Genomic DNA, 12,471 nt, shown 5'->3' with positions numbered 1-12,471 from the left:
ATGCCGCGCATCGTCAGGGCCGAGGCCTTCCTTGTTGACCTGGTGCCCAAGGTCAAGCGCACCGACGCGATCCAGTCCTTCAAGTCGCAGGAGACGATCTTCGTCACCCTGACCGACGCGGAGGGTGCGACCGGCACCGGCTATTCCTATACCATCGGCGATGGTGGCCCGGCGGTGCTGTCGCTGTTGCAGCGCACGCTTCTGCCCGAGTTGATGGGGCGTGAGGCCGAGATGATCGAGCGGATCTGGCGCGACCTGCTGTTCTGCTCGCATGCGACGGCGGTCGGGCCGATCATGTCGCTGGCGCTGGCGGCCATCGACACCGCACTTTGGGATCTGCGCGGCAAGCGGGCGGGCCTGCCTTTGCACCTGCTGGCGGGTGGGGCCAAGAACCGCGTGCCGATGTATTCGACCGAGGGCGGGTGGCTGCATCTTGAACCCTCGGCCTTGGTCGAGGATGCGCTCGCCATGCGCGAGGCCGGTTTCAAGGGATCGAAGATCAAGATCGGCAAGCCAACCGTCGCGGGTGATGCGGCCCGGCTTTCGGCGGTGCGCGCCGCGCTTGGCGACGATTACGAAATCATGACCGACGCCAACCAGTCGATGACCCAGCCCGAGGCCAGCCGCCGCCTGTCTCTGCTGGAAAGCCTGAACATCGCCTGGTTCGAGGAACCTATTGCCGCCGACGACATCGCGGGCCATGCCCGCTTGAACCGGCAAAGCCGCGTCCCGATCGCGGTGGGCGAGTCGATGTATTCGCCCGGCCAGTTCGGCGATTATATCGCGGCCGAGGCTTGCGGCATCGTCCAGGCCGATGTTGCCCGGATCGGCGGCATCACTCCTTGGCTCAAGGTCGCGCATCTGGCCGAGGCGCATAACCTGATGATCTGTCCGCATTTCCTGATGGAGCTGCATGTCAGCCTAGTCTGCGCGGTCCCGAATGCGCCGTGGCTGGAATACATCCCCCAGCTGGACGATATCGCCGCCCCGATGCGGCGCGATGGCGGCTTCGCGCTGGCCCCGGAAGAGCCGGGCCTTGGCATCGACTGGGATCATCAGGCACTGACCGAACGCACGGCCGAAGGTTCGCATTTCATCGTGACCGAGGCCGCGAAATGACCCGGCACGGATCGGTCATCGGGCTGTCCGAGCAGGGTAAGGCCGACTATCTGCGCCTGCATGCCGCGGTCTGGCCGGGGGTTCTGGCCCAGATCAGCGACTGCAATATCCGCAACTACTCGATCTTCCTGAAAGAGCCCGAGAACCTGCTGTTTTCGTTCTTCGAGTATCACGGCGCGGATTTCGCAGGCGACATGGCAAGGATGGCGGCCGATTTGGTGACGCAGGAATGGTGGGCGCTGAACAAGCCGCTGCAACAACCGCTCGACACCCGCAAGGACGGCGAGTGGTGGGCAGAGATGACGGAAATCTTCCACCATGACTGACCTGACCCAGACCATTGCGCCCCCGTCGCGAAGCCTGCCCATCGTCATCTTCGGCGCGGGGTCGATCGTCACGGACGCGCATCTGCCGGCCTATGCCAAGGCGGGTTTTCGGGTGGCGGGAATCTATGATCCCGACCGGGAAAAAGCTGCGCGGGTGGCGCCGGCGGGCGCCAGCGCCTATGCCTCGATGGCCGAAGCGACGGCGCTTGGCACCGGGGCGGTCTATGACCTGGCCGTGCCGCCCGCCGCGATTGCGGGCATCCTGCAGACGCTGCCCGAAGGTGCGGTCGCCCTGATCCAGAAGCCCTTGGGCAGCGATCTTGCCGCGGCTGACGAGATCATCCGCATCCTGCGCGCCCGCAAGATCCGGGCTGCGGTGAATTTCCAGCTTCGCTTCGCGCCGATGTCGCTTGCGGTGAAGGACGCGATCGCGCGCGGCCTTCTGGGCGAGGTCGTCGATTTCGACGCATGGCTGGCGCTGGACACGCCCTGGCACCTCTGGGCCTTTCTGAACGGCCTGCCGCGGGTCGAGATCCTGCTGCATTCGATCCACTATCTGGATTTCGTGCGCGATCTGCTGGGTAATCCCGCAGGGGTTCATGCCCGAACGATGGGGCATCCGTCCTCGGCCATATCGAACACGCGCAGCGCGATGATCCTTGATTATGGCAGCCATGTCCGGGCCAGCCTGTCGATCAACCATAATCACGCCTTTGGCCGCAAGTTCCAGGCCTGCGAGTTTCGCATCTCGGGGACCAAGGGCGCAGCCTATATGAAGCTGGGTGTCAACCTGGACTATCCCCGCGGCGAACCGGACGAGCTGTGGCTGAACACCGACGGCGAATGGCGGCAGGTTCCGCTGGCCGGAAACTGGTTCATCGAGGCCTTCGTGGGTCGCATCACACAGGTGATGCGCTTCGCCGTGGGTGAAGATCCCGAATTGCAGGGCTCGGCCGAGGATGCCTGGCACACCATGGCCCTTGTCGAAGCCGCATATGAAAGCAGCAGCGCCCCGGCGCATCCGATCAGGACGTCTCCCGATGCTTGAACAGGTCACATATTACGAAGATTACGAGATCGGCCAAGGCCGCGACACCGTGGGCCGCACCATTACCGAGACCGATTTCGTCGTCCATGCCGGGCATTCCGGCGACTTCTTTCCCCATCATCTGGATGCGGAATTCTGCAAGACCCTGCCTTTCGGTCAAAGGATCGCGCATGGCACGATGGTCTTCACCATCGGTGTCGGGCTGACGGCGACGGTCATCAACCCCGTCGCCTTCAGCTATGGCTATGACCGGATGCGCTTCGTGAAGCCGGTCTTCATCGGTGACACGATCAAAAGCCGCGTCGAGATCATCGGCAAGGAGCTGATGGAGAAACGCCCCGGCTATGGCCGCGTCACCGAGAGGTTGACCGTCACCAAGCAGACCGGAGAGACGGTACTGGTCGCCGACCACATCTATATGGTCGAGTGCCGCCCGTGACCCAGACAGATTTCGGACCGTTCCTGCTGCTGTCGGACAAGGACAACGTCCTTGTGGCCCGCGCGAATTCTCCCGAGGGCCTGGAGGTTCGTCTTGAAGACGGCACGGCAGTGCTGGCCCGCGCGATCCCGATGGCCCACAAGATCGCCCGCCGCGCTATCGCCGAAGGCGAGGTGATCCTGAAATACGGCATGCCCATCGGCATCGCGACCGCAGCGATCTCTGCGGGCGAGCATGTCCATGTCCACAACATCCGGTCGGCTTATACGCCGACACATATGCTGCAGGACGCCGACGGCGTTTCGGCGGGGGTTTCGCTATGACCGCGCTTCAGGGCTGGCTGCGCAAGGATGGCCGCAAGGGGATCCGCAATACGGTCGTCGTGGCCTACCTAGTCGAATGCGCGCATTTCGTCGCTTCGGAGATCGTCCAGCGTTTTCGGAACACCCCCCATGAAGGCCAGGTGCAGCTGATCGGCTTTCCGGGCTGCTATCCGAACGAATACGCCGCGCGGATGATGGAACGGCTTTGCACCCATCCGAATGTGGGGGCCGTCCTGTTTGTCAGCCTTGGCTGCGAAAGCTTCGACAAGGTGCGCGCGGCCAATGCGGTCGATGCCTCGGGTCGCCCGGTCAGGACTTTGGTCATCCAGCGCGCGGGCGGCACGCGGTCAACCATCGACGCCGGTGTCGGTTGGGTTCATGAGGCGCTGGCCCAGATCGCAGAGGTTCCGCGCGTTCCCATGGGCGTCGACGAACTGGTGATCGGGACCGTTTGCGGCGGATCGGATGGCACCTCGGGCATCTCCGGGAACCCTGCCGCAGGCAAGGCCTTCGATCTGCTGGTGGCCGAGGGCGCGGCCTGCATCTTCGAGGAAACGGGTGAGTTGATCGGCTGCGAGGAAATCATGGCCGAACGCGCCGTGACCCCCGAACTGGGCCAGATCCTGCGCGACAGCGTGCAAAAGGCCGAACGCTATTACGCGACGCTGGGCTATGGCAGCTTTGCGGCGGGCAATGCGGCTGGCGGGCTGTCCACCATCGAGGAGAAAAGCCTTGGCGCCTATGTCAAATCCGGCGACAGCCCGATCTCGGGGCTGATCAAGCCGGGCGACGTGCCCCCGGCGGGCGGGCTTTACCTGATGGACGTGGTGCCCGATGGCGACGTGCGCTTCGGCTTTCCGAACATCAGCGACAATGCCGAGATCGTCGAGATGATCGCCTCGGGCGCGCATATGACGCTGTTCGTGACGGGGCGGGGTTCGGTCGTCGGCTCGGCAATCTCGCCGGTCATCAAGATCTGCGCGAACCCCGACACCTATCGCAGCCTGTCCGAGGATATGGACGTCAATGCCGGCGACATCATCGAGGGACGGCGCACGATCCCCGAGGTCGGGCGCGAGATCCGCGACCTCGTAATCGATGTTGCCTCTGGTCGTCAGACAAGGTCAGAAGAGCTTGGGCACCGCGAATTCATCCTGACCTACAAGACATTCGAACCGATTGGCCCGGCCTGCCTGCCGGGCGCAGCCTGAAGGAAAGAAAGATGCAAAGACTTGCGGGCAAGCGCGCCCTGATCACCGCCGCCGGACAAGGGATTGGCCGGGCCACCGCCCTGCGGCTGGCCGAAGAAGGGGCCGAGGTTCTGGCGACCGACATCAACGAGGCCGCGCTGGCCGAGATTGCTGGAACTCCGGGCATCACCACGAAGGTGCTTAACGTCCTTGATCCCGAAGCGGTCAAGGAAGCGATTGCGGCGGCGGGCCGGATCGACATCCTGTTCAACTGCGCAGGCGTGGTCCATGCGGGCGACATCCTGACCTCGACCGAGGATGATTGGGACTTCGCCTTCAACCTGAACGCCAAGGCGATGTATCGCACGATCCGCGCCGTGCTGCCGGGAATGGTGGCGCAGGGCGGCGGTTCGATCATCAACATGGCCTCGGTCGCCGGTCCGCTGACGGCGCCGCCGAACCGCTTCATCTATTCCGCGTCGAAGGCGGCGGTAGGCGGACTGACCAAATCGGTCGCGCAGGATTACGTCAAGCAGGGCATCCGCTGCAACGCGGTCTGCCCCGGCACGGTGGACAGCCCCTCGCTGCACCAGCGCCTGCGCGATACCGGCAATTACGAGGCCGCGCTGGAGGCGTTTATCGCGCGCCAGCCGATGGGTCGGATCGGCAAGCCGGAAGAGATCGCGGCAATGGTCGCCTATCTTGCTGCCGACGAATCCGCCTATACCACCGGCCAGCTTCTCGCGCTGGACGGCGGCTGGACCATCTGAGGAGGGAAAGACCATGAAACTTGTGCGATATGGCGAACGCGGGGCGGAAAAGCCCGGCCTGATCGACGCTGAAGGCCGCATCCGCGATCTGTCCGCCCATGTGCAGGACATCGCGGGCGAGGTGCTGGTGAACCTTGACGCGCTGAAGCGGATCGACCCGGCCTCGCTGCCGCTGGTCGAGGGTAATCCGCGGTTTGGTGCCTGTGTGGGCGGCGTTGGAAAGTTCATCTGCATCGGGCTGAACTATTCCGACCATGCCGCCGAAAGCGGCATGGCCGTTCCGCCCGAACCGGTGATCTTCGCCAAGTATACCAGCGCGATCTGTGGCCCGAACGATGACATCATCATCCCGCGCGGCTCGGAAAAGACCGACTGGGAGGTGGAACTGGCCTTCGTCATCGGCAAACCCGGCAAATACATCGCCGAGGCCGATGCGATGGACCATGTTGCGGGCTTCTGCGTCTGCAACGATGTCAGCGAGCGCGCCTTCCAGACCGAGCGCTCCGGGCAATGGTCCAAGGGCAAGTCCTCGGACAATTTCGGTCCCATCGGCCCGTGGCTGGTGACGCGCGACGAAGTCGCCGACCCGAACGAACTGCACATGTGGCTGAAGGTCAACGGCAAGACCATGCAGGACGGATCGACCAATACGATGGTCTATCGCGTGCCGTTCCTGATCTCGTACCTGTCGCAATTCTTCACGCTGCATCCGGGGGACGTCATCTCGACCGGGACGCCGCCCGGCGTCGGACTGGGGATGAAGCCGCCGCAATACCTGAAGGCGGGCGACGTGGTCACGCTGGGGATCGAGGGCCTGGGCGAGCAGCGCCAGACCTGCGTGAACGACGCCTGAACCAGAAAGGGGGCGCTCGCGCCCCCTCATGGCCCAGGCCATTTCACCCCCTGAGGGTATTTGAAAAACAGTGAAACGTGATTGCGGTAAGCGGGGGGGGCGGTCTGCCCCCCCTCGCGTCACGCCTGCGCGGCTTTTTCCGCGCGTTTCGCGGCGACGGCTTCGGTGAAATCCTGCGGCTGGCGATAGAGCGCGGTCAGGAGATGCTCGGCATAAAGCACCAGTTCGCCATCGCCCTTGTAGACGGAATAGCTGACCCGCAGCTTTCCCATCGTCTCGCTATGAACGACCTTCGACAGGTTTTCGCGGATCGTGTAGATGGTGTCCCCGATGAAGACCGGCTTGATGAACCGCAGGCGGTCATAGCCGTAGCTGAACGAGTTCAGGCAGTTCGTCGCCGCCAGACCCAGACCCAGCGAAAAGACGAAGGCCCCCGCGACAAGGCGGCGGCCGAAGGCGCCTTCCTCGACCGCGAAGCGTTCATCGCTGACATAGGGGTGATGGTCCATGACAAGGCTGTTGAACTGCATCGACTCGCCTTCGGCGATGGTCCTGCGGATCGAACGGATGCGGTCCCCGATCTCGAAATCTTCATAATACCAGTCTTCGGAATTCCAGACCGGGATCTTGGCATGATCTTCGGGCAGACCGGGCAGCCCTCTTGCGTGAACGCCGATTTCAGCCATCTTTCAAACCTTTGCAAATTTCAGGCACATGGGCGTGCCGATGTTCAGGGCCACGCCGGTATCGGTCAGCGCCCCGCTTGCCGCGTCGCGGGCCAGTACGCTGACCCTGTCGGAATTCTGGTTTGCGACCAGCAGATGACCGCCCGAGGGCGTCAACGCCAGGTTGCGCGGCGTGCTTCCGCCGCAAGGAACGTGGCCGCGCGGCGAAAGGCGACCCGAATTCTGGTCAATTTCGAAAATGGCGATGCTGTCATGCCCGCGGTTGCCCGCATAAATGAAACGGCCGTCGGGCGAGATCTGAATGTCCGAGCAATGGTTGTGGTCCCGCGCCTCGGCCGGAACGGTGGACTGGCTGTCTATGGCATGGATCTGGCCGCTGGCCGGGTCCAGATCATGTGCGGTGACAGTGGAATCAAGCTCGTTGATCGCGAAAAGGAAGCGACCGTCCGGGTGCAGCGCCAGATGACGCGGACCCGCGCCGGAGGCTGTGCGAGAGGTCGCGATCAGGACAGGCATGCCATCGGCGCCGATTCGATAGGTCGCCAGTTCATCGGTTCCCAGATCCGCCAGGATGACCATGCCGCCCTGCCGGGTTTCGGTCACGCTATGGGCATGGGACCGTTCCTGCCGGTCCTGGACCGGGCCGGTGCCTTGGCGGGCAATCCCCGCGATGGCCGGGGCGAGTGTCCCGTCCGTCCGAAGGGGAAGGACCGCAAGCGCCTTGTCCGGCCCGCCTTCGCCGACCGAGTAATTGGCGACGAACAGGTGCCGCCCGTCAGCCGAGATCGCGTTATGGGCCGTAATGCTGCCCAAGGCTGGTTGGGTGTTCAGATAGGTCAGCCGCCGGGCCTGTGGGTCGAAGGCAAAGGCGGTCACCAGCCCCTCTCGCCAATCCGCGACCTCGGAATTGGCATAGACATGGCGGCCATCCGGTGTCACCGACAGATAGGTCGGATTCTCGACCTGGGGATAGCTGGCGAGGCGCTCGAAGCCGAGCTTTGCTTCGTCAAAGCGAAAGACGCACAGCCCTTCGCCTCGCGCACCCTGGAAATACGGCGCCTCGCGATTGAGCGTGCCAATGAACAACAGCAAATCACCCGTCATGAATCCCCCCGTGGTCTTGCCTTGAGTAATCCTATTCTATATTTGAAATGCCATACCACTGGTAAATTATATTGACCGCGCCCCATCCTTGCGTAGCATGGGTTCGCTTTTCACAGGTAAAATCATGGTCGAGAACGAAGCCGAGGGCGAAGGCCGCTATCGCGCACCCGCGCTGGACAAGGGGCTCGACATGATCGAGCTGCTGGCCGCGCAGGAAGAGGGGATGACGCTCAAGGATATCTCTCTGGCGCTTGGCCGTTCTCCGACCGAGCTTTACCGCATGCTCGACCGTCTCGCGCGGCGCGGCTATGTGGCGCGGCGGGGCGATACCTATGAGCTGACGATGAAGCTGTTCCTGCTGGCTCATCTGCGCCCGCCGATCCGGCGGCTGGTGGGGCAGGCGATGCCGATCATGCGCCGCTTTACCGGTGCGGCAGAGCAAGCCTGTCATCTGGTCAAGTATGATCGCGGCAATCTGGTTGTGATCGCCCAGGTCGAGGCGCCCGGATATTGGGGCGTCACCATCCGGGTCGGCGCGCGGGTCGGGATGGTCGGCACCGGGTCCGGACATGTGCTGCTGGCCCAAGCGTCGGATGAGGAGCGGCGGCTGATGTTCGAGGAGCATGAATGGATGCCCTATGAACCCCGCGCCCCGAAGGATCTGGAGGCGCGCTTGGCGCAGGTCCGCGCCAGCGGTTATGAATCCATGGAAAGCCAGCAGACGGCCGGAGTCTACAACCTGTCGGTCCCTATTCTTGGCGGAAACGGCACCGTTCTGGCTGCGCTGACCTGCCCCTTCGTGCGGCGGTTGGAAAACCCCGACGCCCCCGATCTGGACAGCGTTCTGGCGCTGCTGCTGGATGCAGGGCGAGAGCTTTCGGGCATTCCTGCGGGCGCCTGACTCTTCCCAACCCCGTCGACTGCCTGTTCGCCCCGGTTCCTCCGGGGCGTTTTCATGAGCGGCGCGAGGATTCCATCTTGCGGGCGGCTTCCATAAATGAAAATGTCATTCATCAACGAAAGACCGTGCCATGTCGCCGCAAGTGGAGGGTGGCGCGCGGCACCGCCGGGGAGAAACTGACTTGACCGAGACTGCTACCCTGCCGCTTGACGGCCTGATCGTGCTGGACATGAGCCAGTTTCTTTCGGGCCCCTATTGCTCGCTTCGGCTTGCCGATCTTGGCGCGCGGGTCATCAAGATCGAGCGTCCCGATGGCGGCGATCTGTCGCGTCGGCTTTACCTGTCGGACACCGAGATTGGCGGCGACTCGACGATCTTTCACGCGATCAACCGCGGCAAGGAAAGCCTTGCCATCGACATGAAGAACCCGTCCGATCTTGCCGCGCTGAAAAAGCTGATCGGCAGCGCCGACGTGGTGATCCAGAACTTCCGTCCCGGTGTGATCGAGCGTCTTGGACTGGACTACGACGCGGTGCGGGCGATCAATCCGCGCATCGTCTATGCCTCGATCTCGGGCTATGGCGACGAAGGCCCATGGGTCGCGCGTCCCGGTCAGGACCTGCTGGCGCAGGCGCGGTCGGGCGTGATGTGGCTGAACGGGGACGAAGGGCAGGGGCCGGTCCCCTTCGGCCTTGCCATTGCGGATATGCTGGCCGGGGCGGCCTGCTGTCAGGGCATCCTTGCCGGGCTGGTGCGGCGCGGCATCTCGGGGCAGGGGATGCATGTCCAGACCAGCCTGATGGAGGCGCTGGTCGATTTCCAGTTCGAAGTCCTGACCACCCACCTGAATGACGGTCGGCGCACGCCGAAACGCTCGGACTTCCGCAGCGCCCATGCCTATCTGTCGGCGCCCTATGGTGTCTACGAGGCCAAGGATGGCTGGCTTGCCATCGCGATGACGCCGATCCCGCGGCTGGCGGACCTGATGGAGATCGAAACCCTTGCCGCGTATCGCGATGATGCGAAGCTGGCCTTTACCCAGCGCGATACGATCAAGCGCCTGATTGCCGAAAAGGTCGCGACAAAGACCGTCGACGAATGGCTGGCGGTGCTGGAACAGGCGGACATCTGGTGCGCGCGGGTGATGGACTGGCCGCAGCTTCTGTCCTCGGAAGGGTTCCGCGTTCTGGACATGTTGCAGACGGTGACGCGTGACGACGGCGTTTCGATCGAGACGACGCGCCTGCCTTTGCGTCTGAACGGTCATCGCCCCGGCCGCCCCGAAGCCGCCCCTCTCGTCGGTGCCCATTCCGACGCCATCCGCAAGGAGTTCGACCTATGATCCGCCTGAAGGGCATGACCTGGAACCACCCGCGCGGCTATGATCCGATGGTCGCCTGTTCGAAGATCTGGGCCGAGCGGACCGGCGTGGTGATCGACTGGGAGAAGCGGTCTCTGCAGGATTTCGAAAGCTTCCCGGTCGAGGAACTGGCGCGCGCCTATGACCTGATCGTCATCGACCATCCCCATGTCGGTCAGATCACCGACGAGGGCTGCCTTGTTCCCCTGGATGTGCCCGGCCGCGAACAGGAACGTGCCGCGCTTGCCTCCGGGTCGGTGGGGGAAAGCTATCCCAGCTATGCCTGGCGCGGACATCAGTGGGGCTTTCCCATCGATGCCGCGACCCAGGTGCTGGCCTGGCGCCCTGACCTGATTGCGGCCCCGCCCGCGACCTGGGACGAGGTCGTGGCGCTGGCGCGTGAAGGTCGTGTCCTGCTGCCGCTGCGTGCGCCGCATTCGTTGATGTGCCTGTTCACGCTGGCGGGCAACCTGGGCGCGCCCTGCATGGTCGAGGGCGACCGGATGATCGACGAGGTTGCCGGCGCGCGGGTCTGGGACATGCTGCGCGAGCTGGCGGATCTGGTCGATCCGGCCTGCTCCGGTTTCGATCCCATCGCGGTGTTCGAGGAAATGGCAAAGCCCGGATCGCAGATCGCCTGCGCGCCGCTGATCTATGGCTATGTCAACTATGCCATTCCCGGATTCCGCCCGAACCTGATCCGCTTCGCCGATATTCCGGTCGCGGGTGGGGCGGGGCCGATCGGTTCTGCCCTTGGTGGCACGGGGATCGCGGTGTCGGCATTTTCGGCGGAACGGGACGCGGCCATCGACTTCGCCTATTGGGTCGCCAGCGGCGATGTTCAGCGGGGGCCCTTTGCCGCGGCGGGCGGTCAGGCGGGCCATGCCGTGGCGTGGGAAGATGCGGCGGTCAATGCCGCGACCAGCGGGTTCTATCGCGACACTCGCGCCACGCTGGAGGGGGCCTGGGTGCGTCCGCGCCACAATGGCTACATGGAATTCCAGGAGGCGGCGGCCCAGCGGATCACCACGGGTCTTGCCGCGCGCGAGGCTGCGGGACCGGTGATCGCCGACGTGAACCGCCTGTTCCGCGAAAGTTTCTGACGACGCGAACGATCCCGGGCGCACCGGGACATATGGGAGGAGGAACCCGATGAAGAAGATGATCTGCGGCCTTCTGGCTGCAACCGCGCTGACGGCGGCCGTGCCGGCGTCGGCGCAATCCGTGCAAGAGGTGATTGCCGGCCTGCCGGACGCCCTGAAATCGCAATATGAAGGCGCGCCCCAAGCGGTCGCTGCCGGCCCCTTGGGCGATTTCACCCCCAAGGCGAAGCCCTATAAATGGTGCCACTCGGAAAGTTATCAGGGCAATCCCTGGCGGGTTTCCGTCACCGCCGAACTGAAGCGGCTGGTCGACGGGCTGATTGCGCAAGGCGTGGTGTCCAGCTTCGAAGTCTCGGATTCCAATGGCGATGTCGGCCAGCAGATCAACCAGATCCGCGCCTTCATCGACAAGGACTGCGGCATCATCACCTCGATCCCCGGCTCGGCCACGGGCCTGGATGATGCGATCGCCGCGGCCTCGGCAGCAGGGATCCCCTTCGTCACTGCCGCGGGATCGGTCACGGCGCCCAGTGCGGTCAATGTCGACAGCAATTATTCCCGCTGGGGTTATGAGATGATGGACGCCATCGGCAAGGCGCTGCCCCAGGGCGGTAATGTGCTGATCGTCGAGGGTATCGCGGGCCATCCCATCGTCGCGCAGGAGCGCGCGGGCGGGGATGCCGCCATGGCGAACTACCCGAACCTGAAGATCTCGCGCGTCGTGAATGGCGACTGGACGGCCAATGTCACCAAGACCGTGGTCCTGCAGACGCTTGCGACCAATCCCGCGCCCATCGATGCGGTCTGGACCGCCGGATCGGAATCCCGCGTGATCGCCGAGGCGTTTACCGAAGCCGGCCGCCCGGTTCCGCTGATCACCGGCTCGATCACCGGTGACGCGCTCGGCTATTGGAAAGCCAATCCGCAGGGCTATCGCTTCGAGGGGCATGCCGTCCTGCCCGGCTGGACCGCGCAGACCCTGTTCCGCGTCGGCGCCCGCATCATGGAGGGGCAGAAGCCTGTCCTGAACACGCTGATGATCCCGCTGCCGCCGGTTCACGAAGCCGACCTGGCCAACTGGTCCCAGGACTGTATGTCGCCGGATGCGGTTTCGGTCTTCCCGGTGCCGCCGACCGACCCGGTCACCGAGGATGCGATGGATGCCTATTTCGCCAATCCCGCGCCGACTCCGGGCTGGGATTACGCGGCGGTGCCCGGCGCCTGCGCCCGATAAGCGATCCCGCCGTCC

Annotated in this window: 14 protein-coding genes; 12 read left to right on the top strand and 2 right to left on the bottom strand. The window is 64.1% G+C overall.

The features are described 5' to 3' along the window. The 8 genes from ACO2Q4_RS06035 to ACO2Q4_RS06000 are packed head-to-tail and all read left to right on the top strand — an operon-like array spanning position 1 to position 6,068. Positions 1 to 1,119: a mandelate racemase/muconate lactonizing enzyme family protein gene (locus ACO2Q4_RS06035; protein WP_311758104.1), complete on the top strand. Its 1,119-nt coding sequence runs from the start codon at positions 1 to 3 to the stop codon at positions 1,117 to 1,119. Continuing rightward, positions 1,116 to 1,445: an L-rhamnose mutarotase gene (locus ACO2Q4_RS06030; RefSeq protein ID WP_423318039.1), complete on the top strand. Its 330-nt coding sequence runs from the start codon at positions 1,116 to 1,118 to the stop codon at positions 1,443 to 1,445. The genes ACO2Q4_RS06035 and ACO2Q4_RS06030 overlap by 4 nt, the downstream gene beginning before the upstream one ends. Then, positions 1,438 to 2,493: a Gfo/Idh/MocA family protein gene (locus tag ACO2Q4_RS06025; protein ID WP_423318037.1), complete on the top strand. Its 1,056-nt coding sequence runs from the start codon at positions 1,438 to 1,440 to the stop codon at positions 2,491 to 2,493. The genes ACO2Q4_RS06030 and ACO2Q4_RS06025 overlap by 8 nt, the downstream gene beginning before the upstream one ends. Further along, positions 2,486 to 2,932, top strand: coding sequence for a MaoC family dehydratase (locus tag ACO2Q4_RS06020; RefSeq protein ID WP_423318035.1), 447 nt, complete (start codon positions 2,486 to 2,488; stop codon positions 2,930 to 2,932). The genes ACO2Q4_RS06025 and ACO2Q4_RS06020 overlap by 8 nt, the downstream gene beginning before the upstream one ends. Further along, complete coding sequence (locus ACO2Q4_RS06015; protein WP_311758100.1) at positions 2,929 to 3,255, top strand: UxaA family hydrolase; 327 nt, start codon at positions 2,929 to 2,931, stop codon at positions 3,253 to 3,255. Before ACO2Q4_RS06020 ends, ACO2Q4_RS06015 begins: the two co-directional genes overlap by 4 nt. Further along, positions 3,252 to 4,466, top strand: a complete 1,215-nt coding sequence (locus ACO2Q4_RS06010) for a UxaA family hydrolase (protein WP_423318033.1) — start codon at positions 3,252 to 3,254, stop codon at positions 4,464 to 4,466. The genes ACO2Q4_RS06015 and ACO2Q4_RS06010 overlap by 4 nt, the downstream gene beginning before the upstream one ends. 11 nt (positions 4,467 to 4,477) lie before the next feature. Continuing rightward, positions 4,478 to 5,215, top strand: coding sequence for an SDR family oxidoreductase (locus tag ACO2Q4_RS06005; RefSeq protein ID WP_423318031.1), 738 nt, complete (start codon positions 4,478 to 4,480; stop codon positions 5,213 to 5,215). A gap of 13 nt (positions 5,216 to 5,228) precedes the next feature. Further along, entirely contained in the window at positions 5,229 to 6,068 is an 840-nt protein-coding gene (locus ACO2Q4_RS06000) for a fumarylacetoacetate hydrolase family protein (RefSeq protein WP_311758097.1), read from the top strand. Between the two features lie 119 nt (positions 6,069 to 6,187). Here ACO2Q4_RS06000 and ACO2Q4_RS05995 read toward each other — a convergent pair whose 3' ends face one another. Beyond that, positions 6,188 to 6,754, bottom strand: a complete 567-nt coding sequence (locus ACO2Q4_RS05995; RefSeq protein WP_423318029.1) for a MaoC family dehydratase — start codon at positions 6,752 to 6,754, stop codon at positions 6,188 to 6,190. 3 nt (positions 6,755 to 6,757) lie between these two features. Continuing rightward, positions 6,758 to 7,858 (bottom strand): lactonase family protein, encoded by a 1,101-nt coding sequence (locus tag ACO2Q4_RS05990; RefSeq protein ID WP_423318027.1) that lies wholly within the window; start codon positions 7,856 to 7,858, stop codon positions 6,758 to 6,760. A 124-nt stretch (positions 7,859 to 7,982) separates the two neighbouring features. Here ACO2Q4_RS05990 and ACO2Q4_RS05985 point away from each other — a divergent pair, with 124 nt between their 5' ends. From ACO2Q4_RS05985 to ACO2Q4_RS05970, 4 genes are all read left to right on the top strand, one after another. After that, a complete protein-coding gene (locus tag ACO2Q4_RS05985; protein WP_311758094.1) occupies positions 7,983 to 8,759 on the top strand; it encodes an IclR family transcriptional regulator in 777 nt (258 codons plus the stop codon). A gap of 181 nt (positions 8,760 to 8,940) precedes the next feature. Next, complete coding sequence (locus ACO2Q4_RS05980; RefSeq protein WP_311758093.1) at positions 8,941 to 10,101, top strand: CaiB/BaiF CoA transferase family protein; 1,161 nt, start codon at positions 8,941 to 8,943, stop codon at positions 10,099 to 10,101. Then, positions 10,098 to 11,222, top strand: coding sequence for an ABC transporter substrate-binding protein (locus ACO2Q4_RS05975; protein WP_423318024.1), 1,125 nt, complete (start codon positions 10,098 to 10,100; stop codon positions 11,220 to 11,222). The genes ACO2Q4_RS05980 and ACO2Q4_RS05975 overlap by 4 nt, the downstream gene beginning before the upstream one ends. Before the next feature lie 49 nt (positions 11,223 to 11,271). Continuing rightward, a complete protein-coding gene (locus tag ACO2Q4_RS05970; protein WP_423318022.1) occupies positions 11,272 to 12,456 on the top strand; it encodes a substrate-binding domain-containing protein in 1,185 nt (394 codons plus the stop codon). Positions 12,457 to 12,471: the final 15 nt, after the last annotated feature.

Origin of the sequence: Paracoccus sp. KR1-242 (genome assembly GCF_049446195.1) — a bacterium.
Lineage (GTDB): Bacteria > Pseudomonadota > Alphaproteobacteria > Rhodobacterales > Rhodobacteraceae > Paracoccus > Paracoccus broussonetiae.
Note: the sequence above shows the minus strand (reverse complement) of the source record. Positions and strands in the feature narration are given on the sequence as shown.